Below are 26,722 nucleotides of genomic sequence, written 5' to 3' on the forward strand. Positions count from 1 at the left end.
GTACGATTCACTATGGAAAACTTAGAGCCTTTGCAACTAAGAATCTTAGAATCTTGCCTAATTAAACCTTTTAAAAAAACAAAAGTCTTATTTCAATATAATTCCAGTTGTTATGAAAAAAAGCAATCTTTGGTCGTTACGATTAGGTTTCTCAGGGAAAGAAGCTAGTGAAATCGAAAAGTTAGGATTAGAAAAATTCCTAAAGAAATCGTATAGCTTAAAGGTTGATAAGCAGCTTCCAGCTTTTTTAGATGATGATCCTAAAACACTCCTAGAGCTTAAGGAACTAAAACAATCTATAAAAAACGCAGATACAGAAGCTAAAAAGAAAATCCTAAAAAAAGAGATTTATTCAGCAATTGAACTGCGAAGATGGTGGATTGATAAAATGCGGAATGATGAATTTCCGTTGCTGGAGAATATGGTTTGTTTTTGGCACAATCATTTTGTTGCAACCTCACAAAAAGTAAAAGTCAACTACTGGATTTATCAGCACAACATGATTTTGCGTGAAAATGCTTTTGGTAATTTCAAAGACCTGATCAAGAAAATAATAAAGTCGAATGCAATTGTCAAATACTTAGATAATGTCGACAATAAGAAAGATAAAATTAACGAAAACCTAAGTCGGGAATTACTGGAGTTATTTACAATAGGAATAGGGAATTATTCTGAGAGTGACATTAAAAACGGTGCGCGAGCTTTGGCAGGATTGAATTACGGTGATGATAACGCTGTTTATAGAAAATTTGCTGAAGACAATACTGATAAAACTTATTTTGGTAAAACGGGAAATTGGAAAGCCGATGATTTAGTTGATATTATTTTTGAGCAAAAAAACATTCCCTACTTAATAACCCGAAAAATTCTGAAATGGTTTGTTTATGATAATCCATCAGAAGAATTGGTGACTTATTATGGCGATTATTTTCGAAAGAAGAACTTTGAAATAGAACCTCTGCTTACTAAAATTTTTATAGAAGAATACGCTAAAGATAATGTGGGAACAAAGATTAAAAACCCTTTAGTATATCTGCTTCAGCTTATTGATGAACTAGAAATTGAAGATTTTGATAATGCATTAATTGCTTATTTTCTGAGGCAGCAAGGAATGGATCTGTATAATCAAGTAAATGTAAAAGGATGGGATGGCGGAAACTCATGGTTGACCTCACAGATATACTTGCAACGAAATAATACGTCAGATTTGCTTTGTAATGGTCGGAATATTTCAAGAAAAGTTTTGGACACAATGGGAGATGAAGCAGGGAAGCCAAAACTAGAACTCGATAAAATTGATGTAAAGATTGATTTTGATTCTAATGGAAGTAATAAAACAATCATTACTGAATTGTCAAATAGATTGTTATTTACTGTAACAGAATCATCACAGAAGGATATGGAAAATTTACTGAAATATGATTTTGATCCGAAAGACTCCCATGCCAATTTTGCTGTGATTCGATTGTTTAATTACATCTCAAAATTGCCAGAATACCAATTAATCTAGAAGTCTAAAGCTATGAACAGAAGGAATTTTATATCGATAACAGGGACATTTACTGGTGGAATGCTTTTACTTCCTGATTTTTTGCATGCCTATGGTACGCAAAGTAATTTGATGATTGGAGAACAATGCGTTGTATTTGTTCAGCTTAATGGAGGGAATGACGGATTGAATACTTTTATTCCATATGAGAATCCATTGTATTATGATTATAGGACTAAAATTGCTTTGAATAAAGATGTAGTCGTGAGTAAAAATAAAGGGATGGCATTTCATCCATCGTTAAAAGATTTTGCTCAAATGCAACAGAATGGCGATTTAACAGTAATTCAGAATGTAGGTTATCCAGAGCCAGTTCGCTCTCATTTTCGTTCTCAAGAAATTTGGCAAACGGCTACAGATTCTAATAAATACATAAACGAAGGTTGGCTTGGGCGCTATTTAGACTTGCAATGTAAAGAGCATAATCCAACAGCAGGGATAAATTTAGACTCTATTGATAATTTGGCTTTAAAAGGAATTGAACCTAATTCGATAACAGTAAAAGATCCCAATCGATTTAAAGTGAAATCAGACAAGGAAGAGAATGTAATATTGTCTAATAATCCTCAATTGGATTTTGTTCGTAAAATTGCTAATTCAGTTACAGAGGGTTCCGATGAAATTCAGAAAGCATTGGTTAGATCAAAAAACGAAATTAGTTATCCAAAAACTGGATTATCTAAAAACCTAGAGTGGATTGCAAGATTGATAAAAGGAAATTTAAATTCTAAAGTGTATTATACTTCTCTTGGAGGTTTTGACACGCATGATAATCAGTTGGCAATTCACGAACGAAAATTAACAGAATTAAACGATGCTATTTTTAGTTTTTATCAGGATTTGAAACAAGCTAAAATGCTTCAAAATGTTACTGTTGTTGTTTTCTCAGAATTTGGAAGAAGAGTAAAAGACAATGGAAATGGTACGGATCATGGAACTGCGGCACCAATGTTTATTATTGGGGGAAGTAATAAAGGTACTATTTTAGGAAAGAATCCAGATTTGTCTAATCTTGATAATGGCGATTTAAAATATGAAATTGATTTCAGAAGTGTTTATGCATCCTTATTACAGCAAAAAATGGATTTCGATTATTCTAAAATAGGAATAAATAATAAACCAGTTGCAGGATTGTTTTCTTGATTTTGATGTTTATCGAGCTTCTAGTATCATTTCTTCTTCTTCGAAATGGCAAACTAAGGATGCAGATTTTTAAAGAATGACTGAAAAATAGAAAATCTTTGAGTCTCATCGACTCAGAATCTCAGCAACTTATGAAAAAACCAATTAGCTATATCTCATTTTTGGCTTTATTTTTTTAGATATCATACAAAAAAAATCAAATTTGTTAAGAAATCCCTTTTTGTTTCATAAAATTTCTTTTTTTTTTTGGTGCAGTAAAAATAATGTATACATTCGCAAAGAATTTATTGAAAAACACAAACAGAAATGTCACATAACCGTTTTTATTTTAGCAACACTTATTATTTCTTCTTTAGTAGAAGTAAGGATTGTGCTATGGTTATTTGAGAAAATTTTAAAGACAAATAAAACTAATATACAATCCTGATATCTATCAGGATTTTTTTTTGAGTATATGACAACAAAAATTGCAATACAAGGTATTAAAGGCTCATTTCATCATCAGGTAGTGAATGAGTATTTCTCTGGGAACGTGGATATTGACGAATGTTTATCATTTGAAGAATTAATTGATAGTGTTCTTTCTGGAAAATCGGATCAGGCTGTAATGGCTATCGAAAATTCAATTGCAGGGCCAATTATCCCTAATTATGCTTTGATAGATAAGAATAATTTACACATAATTGGAGAGCATTATTTAAGTATTCATCAGAATTTAATGGCACTAAAAGGTCAGAAAATGGAGGATATTACAGAGGTTCATTCGCATCCAATGGCATTGTTACAATGTATGGATTTCTTGAAAAAGTATCCAAATGTTAAATTGGTAGAAGATAAAGATACTGCTGAAACTGCTAGAAGAATTCAGGAAAAACAATTGACTGGGATTGCAGCAATTGCAAGTAAAACGGCTTCGGTTATGTATGATTTGGAAATTCTGGCGCCAGAAATTCAGACGATTAAAAATAACATGACTCGTTTTGTGATTATCAAGAAAGAGAACTCTTTTTTGCCAGTTAAAGAAATAAACAGAGCGTCGATTAAATTCGAATTAAATCATAAACGAGGAAGTTTAGCAGCAGTTTTGAACGTAATGAGCGATTGTAAATTGAATTTAACAAAAATTCAATCGTTGCCAAAAATAGAGACACCTTGGAAATATTCGTTTTTCGTAGATGTAACTTTTGAAGATTATGAAGATTATGCAAAGGCTAAATCACTAATAGAAATTATGGCTGAATACTTTAAAGTCTTAGGTGAATATAAAAACACAAAACCTTAAGAAAGTTTGAAGTTACTAGTAAAAGGACAACAGTTAAAAAGGATAGCATAAAGTTTAAGGCCTAAAGGCTAAAGCTGATAAAATATAAAATAGAACCATGATTACAACAGCAAAAAGATTAGATGTCGTAGAGGAATACTACTTTTCTTCAAAATTGAGAGAAGTAAGACAGCTACAATCAGAAGGCAAACCAATTATCAATATGGGAATTGGAAGTCCAGATTTAAATCCTTCTAAAGCAGTTATCGAAGCAGTAGTTTCGGCAATGCAAGATGAGAATGCGCATCAATATCAGAGTTATCAAGGATTGCCAGAATTGAGAAAAGGAATGGCCGATTTTTATCAGAATAATTATGGTGTTGTTCTAAATCCTATTAATGAGATTTTGCCATTGATGGGGTCAAAAGAAGGAATTATGCATATTTCATTGGCATTTTTAAATGAAGGTGACCATGTTTTAATTCCGAATCCAGGGTATCCAACGTATACTTCAGTAACTAATTTGGTGGGAGCAGTTCCAGTTTATTATGATTTGAAAGAGAACACTAATTGGGAGCCAGATTTTGAGGCTTTAGAAAAATTAGACCTTTCGAAAGTAAAGATTATGTGGTTGGGTTATCCTCACATGCCTACGGGGGCAAGAGGAAGCTTAGAGTTATTTGAAAAATTGGTTGCTTTTGCAAAAAAACATAACATTTTATTAATTAATGATAATCCGTATAGTTTTGTTTTGAATGACAAACCAATGAGTTTGTTGCAGGTAGAGGGAGCAAAGGATGTAGCGTTAGAACTTAATTCATTGAGTAAGACCTTTAATATGGCAGGATGGAGAGTTGGAATGATTTTAGGAAATGCTGCTACTATTGATGCTGTTCTGAAAGTGAAAAGTAATATGGATAGTGGTATGTTTTACGGAATCCAGAAAGGAGCGGTTGCAGCTTTAAATTGTGATAAATCATGGTTTGAAGATCAGAACAAAATTTACAGACGCCGTAGAGAATTAACTGAGAAACTAGCAGAAAAATTGGGTTGTAAAGTTTATGCAGCAGGAGTTGGACTTTTTGTTTGGGCAAAATTACCAGAAGGAATCGAATCATCAGAAAAGTTCATCGACGAAATATTATACGAGAAACATATTTTTATCACACCAGGAACAATATTCGGAAGCAATGGTGAAGGGTATATTAGATTCTCATTGTGTGTGAAAGAAGAAAAAGTACAAGAAGCAATTGACCGATTTTAAATCTAATAGTTGTTGCAAAACGAAAAAGTATAGCCCTGATGGAAGCGACATCCTTTTTCTAGCTTCTTTAGCAAGAAAAAGATAGAGTTGGACAGCAGGATTAGCTTCAAATAAAAATAAAAAATGAATATACACGTAATAGGAATAGGGTTAATAGGAGGTTCAATGGTTTTAGATATCAAAGAATTATATCCAAATGCTACTATTTACGGAATTGATAATAACGAGGCACATTTGCAAGAAGCAATCGCATTAGGAGTTATTGATAAAGCGTCAACTTTTGATGATTTAGGAAATGCTGATTTTGTAATTGTTTCGGTTCCTGTAGATGTTGCGCTTACCGTTTTACCTAAGGTTCTGGATGTAATAGGTGAAAATACAATAGTTTTTGAAGTTGGATCGACTAAAAAACCTATTTGTGAAGCTGTAGCCAATCATCCAAAAAGAAGAAACTTTATTGCAACGCATCCGATTGCAGGAACAGAGTTCTCTGGACCGTCGGCAGCGATAAAAGGGCTTTTTAAAGGGAAAACGAATATTATTTGCGAGGTGGAAAAAACCACTTTTAAATTGCAAGAAAAAGCCTTGCAGCTTTTTACAGCTATAGGAATGCGTATACGATACATGGATCCAACATCGCATGATAAACATATTGCTTATGTATCGCATTTGTCACACATAAGTTCGTTTATGCTTGGAAAAACGGTTATCAATAAGGAGAAAGACGAACAAGATATTTTTGATATGGCGGGAAGTGGATTTGAAAGCACTGTTCGTTTGGCCAAAAGTTCACCAGCAATGTGGACACCTATTTTTAAACAAAATAAAAAACAGGTAATCGAAACCTTAGAAGAATATATATCAAATCTTACCCAGTTTAAAGATTTGCTGGTTGCAGATGACTACAATGCCATTTATGAGGAAATGGAAAGTGTAAATAAAATAAAAGAAATATTAAACGGAATTACAATAAAAAAATAAAACTAAAGAAAAGATGGAAAATAAGAAAGAAATGAGAAACTGGTTAGATGCATTCAAATTGGATCACCCATTAGTAATAGCAGGACCTTGTAGTGCTGAAACTGAAGATCAAGTGTTAAAAATTGCACATGAATTAAAAGATTCAGATGTAAGTATTTTTAGAGCTGGAATCTGGAAACCAAGAACACGTCCAGGAGGATTTGAAGGTGTAGGAGAAATTGGTTTGAAATGGTTACAGAAAGCAAAAGCTGAAACTGGTTTATTAATGGGAACTGAAGTTGCAACTGCAGCACATTGTAAGCTTGCTTTAGAGCATGATATTGATGTTTTATGGGTTGGTGCTCGTACGACAGCAAATCCATTTGCAGTTCAAGAAATTGCTGATACTCTTAAAGGAACAGATAAAATAGTTTTGATTAAAAATCCTGTGAATCCAGATTTATCTTTGTGGTTAGGTGGTGTTGAGCGTTTGCATATGGCAGGAATCGAAAAACTAGGTGTAATACACAGAGGATTTTCTACTTACGAAAAAACAAAATACAGAAATATTCCAGAATGGCAGATTGCTATCGAATTACAAAATAAATTCCCTGATTTACCATTAATCATTGATCCATCTCATATTACAGGAGATCGTAAAATGATTCTTGAAGTAACTCAAGAAGCGTTAGATTTAAATTATGATGGTATGATTATCGAAACTCATACTGATCCAGATAATGCTTGGAGTGATGCTGCACAACAAGTTACTCCAGATGCTTTGAAGCAAATTTTCAAAGATTTGAGAGTAAGAAAAACAGATGATAAAACAGATGAATACAGCCAAAAAATGTCAAAATTAAGAGCTAATATCGATGTTTTAGATGCTAATTTATTAGACTTGTTAGGAAAACGTATGAAAGTAGCTGACGAAATTGGTCAGGTGAAAAAAGATGCAAACGTTGCTATTCTTCAAAACAATCGTTGGAATGAAATTTTAGGAAAAATGATTCTTGAAGGAGAGAAAAAAGGATTGTCTGAAGAATTTGTACTTAAAATGTTCAAAGCAATTCACCAAGAAAGTATTAGTCACCAAGAGAGAATCCTTAACGCATAGTTTTTTAACACATCAGTGATGTAGAAGTGTATAAGGAATAGTACGTGATTTTTTAAATATTCTGCATTGCTTTTGTGGTTAATAATTCTCAGAAAATGAATCCCCATAGGTTTTTAGAGCTTATGGGGATTTTTTAATTTGAAGCAAGTATCAAAAACTTTGAAGTTTTAAACTTTAAAGCTGAAACAAAATTTTATCTTTGCACTATGACAGGAACCGTTTACAAATCTACAGGGAGTTGGTACACCGTAAAATCCGAAAGTGGTGATTTTATAGAGTGTAGAATGAAAGGAAAGTTTAGGATGAAAGGTATTAAGAGTACCAATCCTATAGCTGTAGGCGATGTTGTGGATTATGAGCTCGAAGAAAGTTCAGATACTGTAACAGGTACAATTCATCATATTCACGAAAGAAAGAACTATATCGTTCGGAAATCAGTGAATTTATCTCATCAGATGCATATTATTGCATCTAATATTGATTGTGTATTTTTATTAGTAACAATCAATAATCCACCAACAACATTTAATTTTATTGATCGCTTTTTGGTTACTGCCGAAGCCTATGGTATTGAGACAATATTGATTTTTAATAAAATTGATACTTTTGATGAAGCCACGCTTGATGAGCAATTGTATATGCAACACGTATATCAGGAAATAGGATATAAATGCTTGCGTATTTCATCGACAGAAGGAAAAGGTGTTGAGGAATTAAAAGGAATGATGATTGGTAAGGTAACGATGTTCTCAGGACATTCTGGAGTGGGTAAATCGACTCTTGTAAATGCGATGGAACCTAGCTTGCATCTTAAAACCAAAATGATTTCGACTGCGAGTAAACAAGGGCAACATACAACAACATTTGCTGAAATGTTTGATTTGTCTTTTGGTGCACGTATTATTGATACACCAGGGATTAAAGGTTTTGGTATTGTTGATATGGAGAAAGAAGAAGTTAGTGGTTATTTTCCTGAATTCTTTAAATTAAAAGATCAATGTAAATTCAATAACTGTTTGCATAAAGACGAACCTCATTGTGCTATAAAAGCAGCTCTGGAAAGAGATGAAATTGCTTGGTCACGTTATAATAGTTATCTTAAAATCTTAGAAGGTGATGATGAGCATTACCGTACAGATATTCATAATGAGGATCGCGCTGCCAGCGATGAAACAAGGAAATAAGTATTAATTCATAATTTGCAATAATTTTGAGAGTTGTTCTTCAAAGAGTTTCTTCTGCTTCGGTAGTCGTTGATAATAATAAAGTAGCTGATATTCAAAAAGGATTACTTGTTTTTGTAGGGATTGAAGATGCCGACAATCAGGAAGACATTGATTGGCTAGTTGGGAAAATAATCAAAATTAGAATTTTTAACGACGAAAATGATGTCATGAACTGCTCAGTTCAAGATGTAGATGGTGAGATGATTGTGGTTAGTCAGTTTACACTCCATGCTTCTACCAAAAAAGGAAATCGCCCTTCATACCTAAAAGCTTCAAAACCAGATACTGCAACCCCAATGTATGAGAATTTTGTAGCTACTCTGGAGAGAGAATTTGGAAATAAAATCCAGACTGGAATCTTTGGTGCAGATATGAAAATCAGTCTATTAAATGATGGCCCCGTAACAATAACGATGGATAGTAAAAATAGGGAATAAAAAGTATTAATTTTTTGTTAAGTAACTCTCGAAATAATATATATATTTGGAGAAAATACTTACTAATGAAAAACCCTTGTTGCGTATTATTTTTCTTCTTCTTTACACTTCTTTCTTCCGCTCAAAAAAACGACTATTTAATAGGTCCTATTGCTGATAGCCTTAAAGAAAATGCTAATGCAGTTATTCGTTTAAATCAAATAGATATTGTGATTGCTTCTCAGAGAAGTATGAAAAGGAAGCATACAAGAATTATAACTGTATTTAATAAAAAAGGTTTAAATGCTATTGATGCCGTTGAATATTATGATAAATCTACAACTGTTAAAAGTATAGAGGCTATTGTATATGATTTACAAGGCAAAGAGTTAAAGAAGATAAAGCGTAAGGATTTCAGAGATGAAAGTGTTATCAGTGGAGGTACATTTTTTTCTGAAAGTCGTTATATTTATTTAGATTATACACCTATTCAATATCCTTTTACTTTAGTATACGAAAGTGAAGTTGAAACTTCTACAACTGCTTTTATCCCTAAGTGGTTCCCTATTGATAATTATTACACAAGTGTAGAAAAAAGTATCTTGAATGTAACTTATCCGAATGACCTAGGATTCAAGAAAAAAGAATTTCGTTTGTCAGGATTTGATATAAAAAAAACTACGGATACTAATACTCAGATTTCTTATATAGCTACTAATATAATAGCTCAAAAAAATGAAGATTACAGCCCTATATTTAGTGATGTTTTTCCTTTTGTTATGATGGGGTTGGAAAGTTTCCATCTCGAGGGAGTAGATGGAAATGCAACCACATGGGAGGCCTTCGGGAAATGGTACGCCGATAAAATTTTATTGGGTACTACAGTTTTGCCTAATGAAACTAAAATTAAAATAAAAGAATTGGTAGGTAACGAAAAAGATCCTGTGAAAAAAGCAAAAATAGTTTATGACTATGTGCAAAAAAAATCAAGATATGTAAATATAGCCATCGGTATTGGTGGATGGAAGCCAATGTTTGCTAATGACGTAGATCGTTTAGGTTATGGAGACTGTAAAGCATTAACAAATTATACAAAAGCGCTTTTAGACGTGGTTGATGTCCCTTCTTACAACACGATTTTATATGGGAACTCTTATAAAATGGATATAGATTCAGACTTTGTTTCTATGCAAGGAAATCATATGATATTATCAATTCCTAATGGGGATAAATATATTTGGCTTGAATGTACAAGTCAAGACGATCCTTTTGGATATCAAGGAACTTTTACAGATGATAGAAATGTCTTGGTAGTTAAGCCAGAAGGTGGAGTAATTGTTAGAACTAATATTTATGAAGATAAAGGGAATTTTCAAGTAGATAAAGGAGTTTATACTATTGATGAAGATGGTAATTTTTCAGGTTCCATATCGATTACTTCAGAAGGTTCTCAATATAGCTCAAAAGCTAGAGTTGAGCCTTTACAACCGACAGAGAAAGAAGCACACTATAAAGCATATTGGAACAATATCAATAATCTTAAATTAGTGAAAATAAACTTAACCAATGATAAAGAAAATATTCGTTTTACGGAAGGTATCCAAGTAAGCGCAATAAATTATGGAGTGATTTCTAATAATAAAATGATATTTGCAATCAATGCTTTCAATCAATATAGAGGAAGTGTTAATCGTATTAGAAATCGAAAAAATCCATTTCAGATGCAACGTGGCTATTTAGATACTGATGAAATTGAGATTAATTTACCAGTAGGTTTTACTATTGAATTTTTGCCTTCAAATTTTGAATTAAAAGGAAAGTTTGGAGAATATAAAACAGAAATCATTAAAATAGAAAATAATAAACTAACATACAAAAGAAAAATGCTTCTTAATAATGGGAAATATTCTAGTAAAGAATATGACGAATACCGTCTTTTTATGGAACAGGTTTCAAGAAATGATAACGCCAAAATTATATTAACCAAGAATTAAACCAATGAAATCTATTAAATATTTTAGTTTATTATTAGTGTTGTTAATTGCCTCAAAAATTACTGCACAGGAATTTAAATTAGGAAAAGTATCTATTGATGAGCTAACAGAAAAAGTACATCCCAAAGATTCAGCTGCACCAGCTGCTATTTTGTATAAAAAAGGGTATATAAGAATTGAATTTGATCCCAATGATGGTTTTGTTACATCGACAGAGGTTGAAACTAGGATAAAAATTTATAAAAAAGAAGGTTACAATTGGGCTAATCAGGCTGTTTGGTATTATAGTTATTCGGGTTTGTCAGAGAAAGTGTTTATTAGTGACGCTGTGACTTATAATTTAGTAGGTGGTAAAATTGAGAAAGTGAAGCTTAAAAGTGATGGAATATTCGATGAGAATATTAATAAATATCGCAATCAAAAAAAAATAACAATGCCTAATGTAAAAGAAGGATCGGTTATAGAGTTTAAATATACAATAAGAAGTTCAAGCGATGGAATGATTAGAGAATGGGATTTTCAGAGCAGTATACCAGTTAATTTTTCTGAATTTAAAACTTTTGTGCCAGAGTTTTATGTGTTTAATTCTAGACAAAAGGGATATGTTTTTCCTAAAGTAGTATCTGAAAAGGTAAGTAAATCTGTAGTTTTTACATCTAAAAATCGTTCTGATGGAGGAGCTTATATTGGTCCACGTACATCAGATAAATTTGATTACTTTGAAACACAGACAACCTATACGGGAGTGAACTTACCCGCAATGAAGGAAGAAGCGTATGTAAACAATATAGATAATTATACCTCGAGTGTTCAGCATGAATTGGCAATGATAAAGTTTCCTAATCGACCAATTAAACCTTTTTCTACAGATTGGAATTCTGTTGTTAAAACGATTTATAATTATACTGATTTTGGACCAGAATTAAACAAGACAGGTTATTTTGAAAATGATTTAAAAGTGCTATTAGAAGGGAAAAAGACTTCTGAGGAAAGAATTTCAGCAATTTTTAATCATGTCAAAAATAGTGTGAAATGGAATGATTATCATGGGTACAGTTGTGATAATGGAGTTAAAAAGGCATATAAAGAAAAGACAGGAAATACCGCTGATATTAATTTAATGCTTACTGCGATGCTTCGATATGATGGTATAATAGCTAATCCAGTTTTGGTAAGTACACGTTCTAACGGAATTTCATTATTTCCTAACAGAAATGCTTTTAATTATGTAATTGTTGCAGTTGAAACTGCTGATGGTAACATTTTATTAGATGCATCGGACAAATTTTCTATTCCAAATATTTTGCCTTTTAGAGCTTTAAACTGGATGGGTAGGTTAATTCGTAAAGACGGTACTTCAGAAGAAGTTGATTTAATGCCTAAAAAACCTTCAAATGATGTTGTTTTTATGAGCTATAGCATTGATCCAGATGGGAAATTATCAGGGAAAATTAGAAGGCAATACACCGATTATAATGCAATGGTTTTTAGGAATAAAGTTGATAATGTTAAAGAAGATTCTTATTTAGAAAAGTTAGAAAACGATAATGATAAGATTGAAATAAGTGAATATAAACGAACCAATGAGAAAGAATTAGAGTTGCCTACAGTTGAGACTTTTTCATTTACAGGTTCTAATCTTTGTGAAGTCATTGGAGAGAAAATCTATATAAACCCAATGTTGTTTTACACAGAAAAAGAAAACCCATTTAAACAAGAAGAGAGAGAGTATCCAGTAGATTATGGTTTTCCTTCATCGGATAAATATAGTATAACAATTCAAATTCCCGACGGATACACGGTAGAGTCGCTTCCTGAACCAATAGCAATAGCTATGGAAGATAATTTAGGGATGTTTAAATTCATAGTAGCTGCTAGTCAAAACACATTACAATTGGTTATAACACATCAGATAGATGCAGCGATTATACCAGTAGGACATTATTCGATGTTACAGGAATATTACAAAGGGATGATTGCGAAAATGAATGAAAAAATAGTTTTAAAAAGAATATAATATGAGGTTTTGGAGTTTAGTAATGGTTGTTTTTTTATTTTTTAAAATTTCAATAATCAATGCTCAAAGTTATGATTTAGGGAAAGTTACTGTTGCAGAATTAAAAGAGAAAGTAAATCCAAAAGATACAACAGCTCCAGCTGCAATTTTGTTTAAAAAAGGAAGAACATTTTATACTTTTACTAAAGACAAGGGGTTTTTTGCCAATCATGTTTATGAATTTAAAATTAAAATTTATAAAAAAGAGGGACTAAGATGGGCTGATCAAAAAGTGCGTTTTTATATTGGCTATGAAAATTTGAATGAGGATAGATTAGAGTTTTCTAATGCGGTAACGTATAATTTAGAAAATGGATCTATTGTAAAAAACAAATTGGACAATCAAGGCACATTTAAGAAGAAAGTAAATAAATATTGGAGTGAAAAAATAATAACACTACCAAATGTAAAAGTGGGCTCTATTATTGAGTACAAGTATATTCTTAAATCTGAAAATATTGTAAAATTACCAGATTTTGATTATCAATATGATATTCCTGTAAACTATTTTGAATATAAGACAGATATTCCAGAATACTATATTTATAAGGCAATTTTGACTGGTGGACATAAAATTGAAACAGATTCAAAATTAACTAATGTAAGGCAGTCATTTGATGATGATTATAGTAAAACAACTTTAATTTCGTATAATCAAATTAGTGCTTTTTACAGAGGAAACGATATTCCAGCTTTAACACAAGAACCTTATGTAGATAATATTGAGAATTATAAAGGTTCTATTCAGCATGAATTAGAAAGGGTTCGTTATCCAGATCAGCCTGTAAAAGATTATGCAATGACATGGGAAGGTGTAGCGACGAGTATTTTTAAAAATGAGAAGTTTGGGAAAGAATTAAAAGAAAATAGTTTTCTTTTAGAAGATGTCAAAAAACTACTAACTAATGTTGAGTCTCTAGAGGAGAGGTTGAATATCATCTTTAAATTTGTTCAGAACAAAATGAATTGGAACGAAGTTAGGGATTGTTACACTGATAAAGGTGTGATAAAGGCTTATGCGGATCAAACAGGAAATATAGCCGAGATCAACTTTATTTTAATTAATATGCTCAAATTGGCTGGTATTGATGTAAGCCCTGTTTTAGTAAGTACAATAGAAAACGGAGTACCAGTTTATCCCACAAGAATAGGTTTTAATTATGTAATAGCTGCTGCTCAGATTGATGGGAAACAAATATTTTTAGATGCAGCTCATAAATTTACTTATCCTGGTGTTTTGCCTTTAAATGTTCTCAATTGGGAAGGAAGGTTGATTAAAGATGATGGAACTTCAAATGAGGTTAATTTAATGCCGACAACAAAATCAGGAGTGCTTACAAATTTGATGGTTAAAGTTGATAATCTTGGTAAAATAGAAGGTAAAATTAGAATTCAAAGAACCGATTATGAAGCATATCGTTTTAGAGTTGAAAATGCCAATAGTAATCAGGAAAATTATCTCGAAAAATTGGAAGGCCGATTGGGTGATTTGAGAATTTCAGATTATACGATTGAGAATAAGAAAACAAATTTTCAAGATCCTGTAATAGAAACATTCTCATTGGTTTCAGACAATCAAGTAGATATTATTGGAGGAAAGATTTTTATAGAACCTTTGTTGTTTTTTACAAGATCCAAAAATCCTTTTAATCAGGAAGTAAGGCAAATGCCCATTTATTTTGGATATCCAACTCAAGAAAAAATTAATTTAAATATAGAAATCCCCGAAGGTTATGTAGTTGAATCATTGCCAATTCCTATTCGAATTTCGTTAGAGAATAAAGAAATAGTTTATCTTTTAAATATATCAAGTGAAGGAAACAAAATTAAAATAAGTAGTTTAAAAGAAATTAACAATAGTATTTTTGCTGCTGAGAAATATAGCGGATTAAAAGCTTTTTTTCAAAAAATAACTACTAGTCAAAATGAAAAAATAGTTTTAAAAAGAATATAAAGATGGATTTAAAAAATGCCCAACTAGATGTTGATACTTGGATAAAAGAACACGGAGTTCGATATTTTAACGAATTAACAAATATGGCACAGCTTACAGAAGAAGTAGGTGAGGTAGCCAGAATTATTGCTCGCAGATATGGCGAACAATCGGAAAAAGAAAGCGATAAGAATAAAGATCTTGGAGAAGAATTAGCCGATGTTGTTTTTGTGGTTTTGTGTTTAGCTAACCAAACAGGAATTGATCTTCAGGCTGCTTTTGATAAAAAAATGGATTTGAAGTCGATTCGTGATAAAGATCGTCATAAAAACAACGATAAATTAAAATAATGTGATAAGTTAGGGTAAAGCTTTGGAGTATCCTTTTTTTGAAATAAATTTGCCAAAACGCATAAAACAATTACCCTACAATGAATTTACTATTAAAAACATCTCAAGCTAATTTACAAGGACAAATTGCAGTAACTGGCTCAAAAAGCGAAACCAATAGATTATTATTGTTACAAGCGTTGTTTCCAAATATTAGTTTGGCAAACACATCAAACTCTGATGATAGTGAAGTAATGCAAAAAGCATTAGTTGGTAATGAAGAAATAGTAGATATTCATCATGCAGGAACAGCCATGCGTTTTTTAACAGCTTATTTTGCAGTTAAAGAAGGTAGAGAAGTTGTAATGACGGGTTCAAGCAGGATGCAAGAACGTCCGATTAAGATTCTTGTTGAAGCTTTGGCTCAGTTAGGAGTAGAAATTTCATATTTAAAAGATGAAGGATATCCTCCGATTCGTATCAAAGGAAAGAAAATAACAGCTTCAAAAGTTACATTAGCTGCTAATGTGAGTAGCCAATATATCTCGGCATTACTACTTGTAGCACCTAAGTTAGAAAATGGTCTAGAGTTGACATTAGAAGGAGAAATCACTTCTATTCCTTATATTAAAATGACTTTGGCATTGCTTAACGATTTAGAAATCAAAACTAGTTTTGAAGGAAACGTAATCAAAGTATATCCAAAGGCAGAAGTGACTGCAAAAGAAATGGTTGTAGAGTCTGATTGGAGTTCGGCTTCTTACTTTTTTAGTTTGGTGGCTCTTGCAGATACAGCATCAATCACACTTAGTAGTTACAAAGAAAATAGTTTGCAAGGAGATTCAGCATTAGTATCGCTTTATGAGAAAATGGGAGTTCAAACTACATTTCAAGATAACAAGATGACTTTGGTTAAACAACCAGGTTTTAAATTTGAAACTGTAAATTTTGAGTTGAACAACACTCCAGATATTGCACAAACTATTGTGGTTACTTGTCTTGGTTTAGGAATAGGCTGTCATTTAACAGGTTTACACACTCTAAAAATCAAAGAGACAGATAGATTGGAAGCTTTAAGAATTGAACTAACTAAATTGGGAGCTAATATTTCGGTTACTAACGATAGTTTAACACTTATTGCTACAAACGAGATTAATTCAAATATAAAAATTGCTACTTATAACGATCATCGTATGGCAATGGCATTTGCTCCGTTAGCATTAAAAGTGCCAATAATTATAGAAGATGCAGGGGTAGTTTCTAAATCGTATCCAGATTTTTGGAAAGATTTAACAAATTTAGGTTTTGAGACAGCAGAAATAGTTGCGTAATAATCAATGTTTACGGCTAAAAACGTGAATAAACTTTGAAGTTTGCAATTTTTAAACTAAATAAAAGCCAAAAGACTTGACAACGCCTATCTCACAGTCGTATATTTGCACTCTAAATAAATAGACTACATGAAATTATCTCATTTTCAATTTAATTTACCAAAAGAACTTTTAGCTGAATTTCCAGCTGAAAACAGAGATGAGTCTCGTTTGATGGTAATTGATCGTAAAAAACAAACTATAGAGCACAAAATGTTCAAAGATGTAATCAATTACTTTGATGATGGTGATGTTCTTATTTTAAATAATACTAAAGTTTTTCCTGCTCGTTTGTATGGAAACAAAGAAAAAACTGGAGCAAGAATTGAAGTTTTCTTATTGAGAGAATTAAATTCAGAGCAACGTCTTTGGGATGTTTTGGTTGATCCAGCTCGTAAAATCCGTATTGGAAATAAATTATACTTTGGTGATGACGATTCGTTAGTTGCTGAGGTTATAGATAACACTACTTCTCGTGGTAGAACATTACGTTTCCTTTATGATGGTTCTTACGAAGAATTCAGAAATAAATTAACAGAACTTGGAGAAACTCCAATTCCTAAATATATCAGTAGAGAGGTAACTCCAGAAGATGCTGAAAGATACCAAACGATATATGCTAAAGAAGAAGGAGCTGTTGCAGCACCAACTGCTGGATTGCATTTCTCTAAACACCTTTTGAAAAAATTAGAAATTAAAGGAGTAAACTTTGCTGAAGTAACACTTCACGTAGGTTTAGGAACTTTTAATCCTGTTGAGGTTGAAGATTTATCAAAACACAAAATGGATTCTGAAGAGTTAATTATTACTCCAGAAGCTTGTGAGATTGTAAACAATGCAAAATCAAAAAAGAAACGTATTTGTGCTGTAGGAACAACTTCAATGCGTGCTATTGAAAGTTCTGTTTCATCACAAAACACATTAAATCCTTTTGAAGGTTGGACAAATAAATTTATTTTCCCTCCTCATGATTTTAGTATTGCAAACTGTATGATTACAAATTTCCATACTCCAAAATCAACATTGTTAATGATGATTTCAGCGTTTTGTGGACATGATTTAATGAAAAGAGCGTATGACGAAGCTATAAAAGAAGGATACAAATTCTACTCTTATGGTGATGCAATGCTTATCATCTAAGAAATATAGAATAAGGTTAATTCAAAAATCTCGCTAGTAATAGCGAGATTTTTTTTTAAATTCTAATTAACTTGATAAACTAGTTTTACAGTAATATTAGCAGTTTTGTTTTTGGAAGTTGTATTAAATGACCCTCCATAAGAAAAATCTTCAGATGAATTTTGTGCTATTATTTGAAAAACCCCCATATCAGATTTCTTTAATTTTCCTAAAGAAGCATCTGCATTTTCGGCAATACTTTTGGCTCTAGAAGAAGCATCTTTAGTCGCCTCTGCAATCATTTTTATTTTAAGTTCAGCCAGCTTGGTGTAGTAGTATTCAGGAGGATTAGAATAGAATTCAATTCCAGAATTTATTAGCTCACTAGATTGTCTAGAAATATCTTCAATTTTATTTACTTCTTTAGATTGGATAGTTACACTTTGTGTTAATGTGAATCCTGTGAAAACTTGTTGTTTTGGAGTTCCGTTTTCATTGTAAGAAGTGTCAAAATCTTTATTGAAGTTGACAGCTGAAAAAACGATTTCAGAAGATTGAATCCCCTTACTGGTTAAGTAAGCTTTTATTTTGTCTCTATCGTTGTCCAATGAGGCATAAGCTTCTTTTAGGGTAAAGCTGTTTTTAGAAAATGTACCGCTCCAAACAATTAAATCTGAAACGAAATCTGTTTTTCCTAAACCAGTAACGCTAATGGTGTCATTATTTTTATTTCTATTCTGAAATGCGTTTGAAAATAAATAGGCAGAGATAATAATTGCTAACGAAATGATAGTAATATTTAAATGGTGTTTTAACATGGCTTATAATTTTAGATTAAATCAAATATACCGAAATTAATTGTATTTATTTTTAACACAGGCTTATGGCTTTCTTTTTTTGTGTTAGGTCTTTTTTTTCTACATTTACCAAACAAAATTCAAACAATGACTTTCGAAAACACCCGTGAATTTGCACAAAAGCTTGATTCAGAAGATGTATTACATAAATATCAGGACGAATTTATTTTTCCTGAAGTGAATAATAAAAAGGTTATTTATTTTACTGGAAATTCTTTAGGATTACAGCCTAAACGTACAAAATCATACGTTGATGAAGTAATGACGGATTGGGCAAATCTAGCCGTTGAAGGACATTTTTATGCCGAAAAACCATGGTGGGATTATCAAGAGCGTTTCGCTAAACCACTTAGTAAAATTGTGGGAGCTTTGCCAAGCGAAGTCACTGTGATGAATACATTAACAGTTAACCTTCATTTATTGATGGTTTCTTTTTATAGACCTACAGCAACAAGATATAAGATCATTTGTGAAGAAAAAGCATTTCCTTCAGATCAATACATGTTTCAGAGTCAAGTACATTTTCATGGTTATAAAACCGAAGATGCTATTGTGGAAATTAAACGTCGTGAGGGAGAACATAATATCCGCTTAGAAGATGTTCTGGCAAAGATCGAAGAAGTTGGTGAAGAGTTGGCTTTGGTATTAATTGGTGGAGTAAATTATTATACAGGACAAGTCTTCGATATGAAGACAATTACTGCGGCTGGACATAAAGTAGGAGCCAAGGTAGGTTGGGATTTAGCTCACGCTGCAGGAAATATAAAATTAGAATTGCACGATTGGGATGTTGATTTTGCAGCTTGGTGTAGTTATAAATACATGAATTCAGGGCCAGGAAATGCATCTGGTTGTTTTGTGCATGAAAAGCATCACAACAATTCAGATCTGCCTCGTTTTGCAGGCTGGTGGGGTCACAATAAAGAACGCCGTTTTAAAATGGAACCTAATTTTGACCCAGTTCATGGAGCCGATGGTTGGCAGATTAGTAATTTACCAGTACTTTCTTTAGCACCTTATCTGGCATCAGTAGAAATGTTTGATGAAGTAGGTATGGATACTTTAATAGTAAAAAGAGATAAGATAACAGCTTATCTTGAATTTATTCTTCATGAAATAGACAAGGAAGTAAAGGGGAATTTTGAAGTTATTACACCAACAGAGCCTAAAGAAAGAGCATCGCAATTATCAGTTTTTTTACACGGTGAAGGGCGTAGTTTATTTGATTATTTAATGAAAAATGGTGTTATTACAGATTGGCGTGAGCCTAACGTTATTCGTTTAGCCCCAGTTCCGTTGTACTGTTCTTTTGAAGATATGTATGATTTTGGACAAATTCTTAAAAAAGGAATTTTAGAATAACCTAGATATAAAATATTTTAAAGCCGACTAATTCAGATTGTTATGAATTAGTCGGTTTTTTTGTATCGTTTAATTTTATAACGATCCCTCGTAATTATGTAATTATTAGGTAGTAGTATACACTTTACTTTGTTATGTTATAAAAACTAAAAATTACGATCATGAAAACATTATATTTAATAGTACTTTCTTTTGCTATTTTTTCTTGTCAAAATCAAGGAAAAATGGATATCCAAAAGGCAAAACAAGCCAGTATTGATTCAATGAAAATCGAAATGAATAAACAAATGGTTATTGATTCGATGAAAACTGAAATGGCAAAAGTTCAGGAAGAGAAAGAAAAAGAGAAAATTCAAGCGGAAGCAGTACCTCAAAAAGTAGTTGTTGTAAATCAGCAAGCGCCGGCAGCAGTTACACCGAAGAAAAAAGGATGGAGCTCAACTGCAAAAGGAGCTGTAATTGGTGCTGGAGTTGGAGCAGTTACAGGAGCAATTGTTAGTAAGAAGAAAGGCGAAGGCGCAATAATAGGAGGATTGGCAGGTGCAGGTGTAGGTGCGGGAACTGGAGCAATAATAGATGGAAGAAAGAAAAAAGAATAGAGGAAGCGCTATTTTTAATAAGTGTTAGTTAGATTCAAATAGAAAACACCTCAAATTAATTTTTGAGGTGTTTTTTTATGCAATACTTTTTTCCTTTTATGCAGGAATCGCAATAGCAATTAGCTTAGTTCTGTAATCATTAAATTGATTTTTGATTTCTGATTTTTCATTCTTAAAGTAAGAAGAAGAGGTAAGCAGATTTTCGTAATATGCAATTCCGCTTAAAAGATTGTCTTTAAAAGCTTGTAATTTTTTAGTTTGCGCAGCAGTTATCTCTGCCGAAAGATTTTCGATTTCTTTCTTAAAATAATCGAGATACATTTTTAATTCCTTTACAAACAAGTTTGGGCGATTTTCAACACGTATAACCGATTTGTTTCCATAAATATGCTGTATCATGTCAGTCAAAGAGACTTCTTGGTCAAAATAGGCCATATTAGGACCAGGGCAGATAACAACGCCTTGCGCTTGTCCTTTTATTTTAATATCATTCTCTAAATAAGATGCATTTGCTAAACCTACACATAAACATGACTTCTCAGTAATGGCCGCTTTATTTTTCTCAAAAGCTTCTGGAGAGAAAGTATCTTTTTTGCTTTCTAATTCAGCTAATTTTAAATCTTGGTATTTCTTTGATGCAGAACAAATTCCTTTTGGGTCATATTCTTTGCTTAATGCTAAGAATTTTTTTGGACAAGAGCTTCCTGCTTTATTATCATGGATCCGTTTTTGCTTAAGGATTTCGTTGGTAGTACCTTTTAATGTATTAAATGGCACTCCTAGAGGTGAAATATGACTTAAGTATAAGTCCTCTTCTTGTGCTTTCATTAATAAGTTTCGTGTAGTTTGGTCAACAGATGTTGCTTCTGGAACTAATAAAAAAGGAGTTCCCCAACCCACAGAATCGACACTATAATTGTCTAATAAAAATTCATGTTCTTCAGCAGTTCCTACTCCTCCTTGTACAGTTATTTTAAGAGGTAAAGGTTTTTCGGGAACTAGGAATTGTTTTTGCTGTAAAGCTTTTACCATTAAATCATGGGCAGATTGAATCAATTGGTCTTTCTTTTCTTTAAACTCTTCTAATATAGGTCCTAGTAGCAAGCCTTCGGTAGCAAAAGCATGTCCACCACAATTTAATCCAGATTCAATACGATATTCAGAAACCCATAGTCCTTTTTTTGCTAAAAAATTACCTTGAATCATAGCTGACCTAAAGTCGCTTACTTTTAATATTATTTTCTTTTTAAGCTCATTATTGCTATTTGGAAAAAAGTCCGGAAAATTCTCAAAGTAGCTATATAATCTAGGATTCATACCAGCAGAAAGGACTAAAGAAGACTCAAGATTGCTGTTGGCAAAACCGCGAAGTGCAGCATGAGCATCATTAAATTCAATTGGTAATTGTTCGTCTTTGATAAAATTATCTTTATCAAGCTTTGTCATTATATTTACATCGATAGCACCTGCAGAAAGGTGTGATTCGATATAGTTTTGAATGTTTTCTTTGAAAGAAATCCCATCTTCCATTAAGTTTAGAATCCCTTTTTTTATTTCAGAACTATTAGGCAGCATTGAGATATAGTTCTCTAATGCTAATTTGCTTTCAGATAATTCGGTTTTAAAACTTTCAAATTTTTGCTTTACAATTTTGTCAACTAAATTTAAGTAGGTTGTAATACGTTTGGCTCTGTAATCATGAATTTTTTGACTTATTTCCTGATAAGAAGAATTGAATTTTTCAGAATAAAAAGCAGTCATCTTTTCAATTAATTCGTCATCAGCAATTGAAATTACAGATGAGATACCGTATTTGGCTACTCGAATCGGACTGTCAATAGTATAAGCAAGTCCCATTACAGGAATATGAAAAGAGTGTATTGGAGTTTTAATCATTTGCTATTATTATAAAATTTAATAAGTGACAAATGTTGTAAAATCATTTTGGATAAAAGCTGATATATATCATGTTTATAGATGATTAAGTTTGTTTTGTAGCGTAATTAAATTAAAATCTTCTTCAAGGATTCGGCTATGCTTCTCCATAAAAAATTATAAAATGACTTTTCTTGAATTCGTTCCAGTTCTATTTTTGCCTTTTTAGCTTCATTATCAGAGTCTTTTTTAAGGATTAAATTAGCTATTGAGCTTTTTAATTTTGCTTCTTTTTCAGGGTTTTTCTTTTTGTATAGTGTAACTTTTAAGTCTTTATATTCTAAACTAGCATTTCCTGTAGCCCTTTTATCGTTCCCGGTAATGTCAAAACGATAATCATCAAAAGTACCCTTGAATGAAGTGTTAGTATACGGTTTTGTAAAAGCATACATTGCTTGAACATCAAATTTTGAAATGCTTCCTTTTATATGAAATCCATCATTTTTGTCTAGTACATTTAATGTCCAATGTACTTTTAATGGAGAATTTTTCATAAAAAGACAGTTGATTTTGATGTCTAAATCAGCGGCTTTTTTTAATCCATAACCACTCTGGATATTTGTTGCATTTAGATTAAAACGCCCAAAATTTAATATTGCAGGACCTTTCTGAAAATTGATTTCTTCTTCATAAACTAGTTTTGAATTTTGGATAGAGAGCGTGTCAATTTTTAAAGGGAATGGAATTTTTCGTAACAAAGTATTATATAGTGGTTTTTTGCTTACATCATCTTCAGGTAATTTATTTCGATAGATATTTGCATTTAAATCATCAAAAACAATTGAATTTGCATTAAAGAAGAACACATTGTTCTTGAATCCCCAATCCATAGAATTGATGTTTATATCAGTAGCTTTAATGGTAAAAATGTCTTTCTCTTTGGCTATTTTTTGTACAAATTGATGACGGGTATATAAAGGGATGTAACTAAAGTTTTTTATTTTTAAAGAATGATTATTGGTTGTTATTTGTGAAGCATTGATTGTGTAAAAAGGATTGGGCTTATAATAGATACTGTCACAATTAAGTGCATATTTCTGAAATGAAAAAGGAATCTTTTGTTTAAGAGTTGTTTCATTGATAATAATTTCTTCTAATACAATTGCGATATTTCGAGTGTATAAAATAGGCTTGTTTGTTTGGGTAGACATGATATCTAAACTTGCTTTATTAAGATAAATGTTAGAAACAACAATGATTTTTTGGAACGGCTCAATTACTTGTGTACGGATGCTGTTGCTGTTGTCAATAGCATTTTCATCTTTTTTGTACAAAATCACACGGGCATGATCAATTGTAATGCTTTTGGCATGTAGGACATCGTTAAAAATTAGATTCCAAATGCTAAAATCAGTTATGGCAACGGTTTTAATTTTAGAATAGATTCCAATTTTAGTTGCACTATCTTTAGGAGCATTCTTAGGATTGATAGCAATATTAGATGCATAGATATCTGCAGACCAAAGGTCAATTTTAATATCTTCGTAAGTGATTTGATAAGGAGTTGTATTGTTGTCTTGGATGATTTTAGGCAGCTGTTTTTTTACCCAAAAATTTAATCCTGAATTTATTAATAACAAGAGGGTTAGAAATGAAAAGATTCCTATGGTTATTTTTTTATTTAAAGACATTTAGTGTTATTTTATTTTAAATATATAAATTTAAAGACTTGAAAGAAATAATTTTTAGATACAATTGTGATTTTGATAATAAAGAATTTCGTTAAAATATTTACTTATTTAATTTAGAAACATGAAAAAAATTAAAAAAATACTGCTTGTTTTGTTCTTACTGCTTATTGTTTTAGGGATTGTTTTGTGTACTTATATTTTTCATTTAAAACCAAAATATGAAGGAGAAGTAAAACTGAAAAATATTCAAAAAGAAACAACTGTATACTTTGATGATTTTGGTGTGCCACATATTTATGCAGATTCTCAAAAAGAAGCCATGACCGTTTTGGGTTATGTACATGCTCAGGACCGTTTGTGGCAAATGGAGTTAATGCGACGAATAGCTTCAGGACGATTGTCGGAAATTTTTGGTTCGGTAATGCTTAAAAATGATAAGTTTTTCTCTGGTTTAGGAATAGAAGAAGCGTCAGAGAAAGCAATAGCGCAATTAGATAAAAACAGTCAGAGTTATCAATTAACAATGGCTTATTTAGATGGAATAAACCAATATATGGATGAAGGGGTTACACCAATAGAGTTTCAATTGGTTGGAGTGAAAAAACAGAAATTCACTATAAAAGATGTGTATAATATTTTTGGATATATGTCATTTAGTTTTGCAATGGCACAAAAGACAGATCCCTTAATGACTGATATTCGTAATAAATATGGAGATGAATATTTAAAAGATTTTGGTTTAAATGGAGAATTGAATACTACTCAAATAAGAAGTGCAAAAGAGAAGCCTGAGGAATATGCAGCAATTTCAAAATCGGTTGCTTCACTTCTTGAAAAATCTCCAATTCCACCTTTTATAGGAAGTAATAGTTGGGTGATTTCTTCTCAGAAAACAAAGAATGGGAAAGTTATTTTTGCTAATGATCCTCATATTGGGTTTTCACAACCAGGAACATGGTATGAAGCTCATATTGTAACTCCAGATTTTGAATTGTATGGTTGTTATTTGGCAGGAACGCCATATCCTTTATTAGGACATAATAGAGAATATGCATATGGATTGACAATGTTTGAAAATGATGATATTGATTTTTATCAAGAAGAAGATAAACAGGGTGATTCTAATCAATATAAAACACCAAATGGGTTTGAAAAATATGAAATTAGAAAGAAGACTATAAAAGTAAAGGATTCATCAGATGTTGTAGTAAATGTAAAGATAAGTCGTCATGGACCTGTTATGAATGGGTTGATAGAGGATTTAAAAAATAGCAATAAGCCAATAGCAATGTCTTGGGTTTATACGCAGCAACCTATAAAAATTCTAGATGCTGTTTATGGTATTTCGCATGCTAAAAATAAAAGTGATTTTAAGAAAGCGGTTAGTCTTATTGCTGCCCCTGGATTAAATGTAATGTATGGTGATGCAAAAGGAAATGTAGGCTGGTGGGCTACAGGAACGTTATACAAGCATAATAAAGGAGTGAACCCTAATTTTATTCTTGATGGCGCAAGTGGCAAGGATGATATTGCCGAATATTTGGATTTCTCTAAAAATCCTTCTGCTGAAAATCCAGAATGGGGTTATGTATATTCTGCAAATAATCAGCCAGAAGCTATCGATGGGTTTTTATACCCAGGATATTATCTTCCAGAGGACCGTGCTAAAAGAATCACACAATTACTTGATGCAAAATCAGATTGGGATAAAGAAGCAGTGAGTAAAATGATTTTTGATAATACTACAATAGTAGCTCCAAAGGTGGTTGAGAATTTAATTTTGAATATCAAAAATGAAACGCTTACAGCAAATGAAAAACAAGCATTAGGTATTCTTAAGGATTGGAAAGGAACTAATAACTTGCAAGATGTAGCGCCTACAATTTATAATAAATGGGTGTACTCTTATTTAAGTAACACTTTTGAAGATGAATTAGGGAAAGACAGTTTTAAAGACTTTTTAGGAACACATCTTGTAAAACAAATTATTGCAAAACAGATGCAAAATGAAAACTCTGTTTGGTGGGATAATATATTGACTAAAGATGTAAAAGAAACTAAGAAAGAGATTCTAGTAAAGTCATTTCATGAGGCTGTAGCAGCTTTAGAGAAACAATTAGGAGCAAATGTTCAAGATTGGAAATGGGAAAAAGTACATACAGTAGAGTATCATCATCCATTAGGGCAGGTGGCAGCTTTGCGAGGCATTTTTAATGCAGGACCTTTTGCAACTTCAGGTTCGTCGGAAGTAATCAACAACCAGTTTTTTGATTTTACTGATAAAGGGGTTTATGATGTAAAGGGTGGTCCATCGACAAGAAGGATTGTAGACTTTTCGGACATAGAGAATAGCTGGAGTATTTTACCAACAGGACAATCAGGAAATCCGTTTAGTAAACATTATACAGATCAAGCAGAACTTTATAATGAAGGAAAGTTCCGAAAAATGAAACTAAACAAAGATGAAATTATAAAAACGTCTACTAAGTTGATTTTTAAGCCTAAATAGAAAAATGGAAGGTTTTGTGTTTTAATTTATTTCATTATGTAATTGATTGCGTGAAGGATTGAAGTGGAAATCCTTTTTTGAGGAACGAAAAA

20 protein-coding genes are annotated in these 26,722 nt (G+C 31.9%); 17 read left to right on the forward strand and 3 right to left on the reverse strand.

Going from position 1 to position 26,722, the window contains the following annotated elements:
* Window positions 1-112 precede the first annotated feature (112 nt).
* The 14 genes from LNQ49_RS14685 to queA all read left to right on the forward strand — a co-directional run bounded on the left by LNQ49_RS14685 (window position 113) and on the right by queA (window position 17,758).
* Entirely contained in the window at window positions 113-1,510 is a 1,398-nt protein-coding gene (locus tag LNQ49_RS14685) for a DUF1800 domain-containing protein (protein ID WP_229989762.1), read from the forward strand.
* Window positions 1,511-1,522: 12 nt separating this feature from the next.
* Complete coding sequence (locus tag LNQ49_RS14690; RefSeq protein WP_229989763.1) at window positions 1,523-2,692, forward strand: DUF1501 domain-containing protein; 1,170 nt, start codon at window positions 1,523-1,525, stop codon at window positions 2,690-2,692.
* A 454-nt stretch (window positions 2,693-3,146) separates the two neighbouring features.
* Entirely contained in the window at window positions 3,147-3,974 is an 828-nt protein-coding gene (locus LNQ49_RS14695; protein ID WP_229989764.1) for a prephenate dehydratase, read from the forward strand.
* A gap of 97 nt (window positions 3,975-4,071) precedes the next feature.
* Entirely contained in the window at window positions 4,072-5,217 is a 1,146-nt protein-coding gene (locus tag LNQ49_RS14700; protein ID WP_229989765.1) for a pyridoxal phosphate-dependent aminotransferase, read from the forward strand.
* A 123-nt stretch (window positions 5,218-5,340) separates the two neighbouring features.
* Window positions 5,341-6,198, forward strand: coding sequence for a prephenate dehydrogenase (locus LNQ49_RS14705; protein ID WP_229989766.1), 858 nt, complete (start codon window positions 5,341-5,343; stop codon window positions 6,196-6,198).
* Between the two features lie 13 nt (window positions 6,199-6,211).
* Window positions 6,212-7,294 carry a bifunctional 3-deoxy-7-phosphoheptulonate synthase/chorismate mutase type II gene (locus LNQ49_RS14710; protein ID WP_229989768.1) on the forward strand — a complete coding sequence of 361 codons (1,083 nt, stop codon included), beginning with the start codon at window positions 6,212-6,214 and terminating at the stop codon, window positions 7,292-7,294.
* Window positions 7,295-7,500: 206 nt separating this feature from the next.
* A complete protein-coding gene (gene rsgA, locus LNQ49_RS14715) occupies window positions 7,501-8,478 on the forward strand; it encodes a ribosome small subunit-dependent GTPase A (protein WP_229989769.1) in 978 nt (325 codons plus the stop codon).
* 26 nt (window positions 8,479-8,504) lie between these two features.
* The gene (gene dtd, locus LNQ49_RS14720; RefSeq protein WP_229989771.1) at window positions 8,505-8,957 is read left to right on the forward strand and encodes a D-aminoacyl-tRNA deacylase; all 453 of its coding nucleotides are present in this window, start codon (window positions 8,505-8,507) and stop codon (window positions 8,955-8,957) included.
* A gap of 65 nt (window positions 8,958-9,022) precedes the next feature.
* A complete protein-coding gene (locus LNQ49_RS14725; RefSeq protein ID WP_229989773.1) occupies window positions 9,023-10,930 on the forward strand; it encodes a DUF3857 domain-containing protein in 1,908 nt (635 codons plus the stop codon).
* Between the two features lie 4 nt (window positions 10,931-10,934).
* The gene (locus LNQ49_RS14730; RefSeq protein ID WP_229989775.1) at window positions 10,935-12,947 is read left to right on the forward strand and encodes a DUF3858 domain-containing protein; all 2,013 of its coding nucleotides are present in this window, start codon (window positions 10,935-10,937) and stop codon (window positions 12,945-12,947) included.
* 1 nt (window position 12,948) lies between these two features.
* Window positions 12,949-14,940 (forward strand): DUF3858 domain-containing protein, encoded by a 1,992-nt coding sequence (locus LNQ49_RS14735; RefSeq protein ID WP_229989776.1) that lies wholly within the window; start codon window positions 12,949-12,951, stop codon window positions 14,938-14,940.
* Window positions 14,941-14,942: 2 nt separating this feature from the next.
* Entirely contained in the window at window positions 14,943-15,269 is a 327-nt protein-coding gene (locus tag LNQ49_RS14740) for a nucleotide pyrophosphohydrolase (RefSeq protein ID WP_041518431.1), read from the forward strand.
* An 80-nt stretch (window positions 15,270-15,349) separates the two neighbouring features.
* Window positions 15,350-16,579, forward strand: coding sequence for a 3-phosphoshikimate 1-carboxyvinyltransferase (gene aroA / locus LNQ49_RS14745; RefSeq protein ID WP_229989778.1), 1,230 nt, complete (start codon window positions 15,350-15,352; stop codon window positions 16,577-16,579).
* Between the two features lie 129 nt (window positions 16,580-16,708).
* Window positions 16,709-17,758 (forward strand): tRNA preQ1(34) S-adenosylmethionine ribosyltransferase-isomerase QueA, encoded by a 1,050-nt coding sequence (queA, locus tag LNQ49_RS14750; protein ID WP_229989779.1) that lies wholly within the window; start codon window positions 16,709-16,711, stop codon window positions 17,756-17,758.
* A 62-nt stretch (window positions 17,759-17,820) separates the two neighbouring features.
* On the opposite strand, the gene LNQ49_RS14755 is transcribed toward queA, so the two are convergent.
* The gene (locus LNQ49_RS14755; RefSeq protein WP_229989780.1) at window positions 17,821-18,555 is read right to left on the reverse strand and encodes an SIMPL domain-containing protein; all 735 of its coding nucleotides are present in this window, start codon (window positions 18,553-18,555) and stop codon (window positions 17,821-17,823) included.
* A gap of 126 nt (window positions 18,556-18,681) precedes the next feature.
* On the opposite strand from LNQ49_RS14755, the gene kynU reads away from it, so the two are divergent.
* Both kynU and LNQ49_RS14765 read left to right on the forward strand, forming a co-directional pair.
* Complete coding sequence (gene kynU, locus LNQ49_RS14760) at window positions 18,682-19,956, forward strand: kynureninase (RefSeq protein WP_229989781.1); 1,275 nt, start codon at window positions 18,682-18,684, stop codon at window positions 19,954-19,956.
* A gap of 161 nt (window positions 19,957-20,117) precedes the next feature.
* Window positions 20,118-20,555, forward strand: coding sequence for a glycine zipper family protein (locus LNQ49_RS14765; RefSeq protein ID WP_229989782.1), 438 nt, complete (start codon window positions 20,118-20,120; stop codon window positions 20,553-20,555).
* A 96-nt stretch (window positions 20,556-20,651) separates the two neighbouring features.
* Here LNQ49_RS14765 and LNQ49_RS14770 read toward each other — a convergent pair whose 3' ends face one another.
* Window positions 20,652-22,451 (reverse strand): hypothetical protein, encoded by a 1,800-nt coding sequence (locus LNQ49_RS14770; protein ID WP_229989783.1) that lies wholly within the window; start codon window positions 22,449-22,451, stop codon window positions 20,652-20,654.
* Window positions 22,452-22,558: 107 nt separating this feature from the next.
* Complete coding sequence (locus LNQ49_RS14775; protein ID WP_229989784.1) at window positions 22,559-24,121, reverse strand: DUF748 domain-containing protein; 1,563 nt, start codon at window positions 24,119-24,121, stop codon at window positions 22,559-22,561.
* A 121-nt stretch (window positions 24,122-24,242) separates the two neighbouring features.
* On the opposite strand from LNQ49_RS14775, the gene LNQ49_RS14780 reads away from it, so the two are divergent.
* Window positions 24,243-26,630, forward strand: a complete 2,388-nt coding sequence (locus tag LNQ49_RS14780; protein ID WP_229989785.1) for a penicillin acylase family protein — start codon at window positions 24,243-24,245, stop codon at window positions 26,628-26,630.
* Window positions 26,631-26,722 lie beyond the last annotated feature (92 nt).

The organism is Flavobacterium pisciphilum (genome assembly GCF_020905345.1).
Classification (GTDB): domain Bacteria; phylum Bacteroidota; class Bacteroidia; order Flavobacteriales; family Flavobacteriaceae; genus Flavobacterium; species Flavobacterium pisciphilum.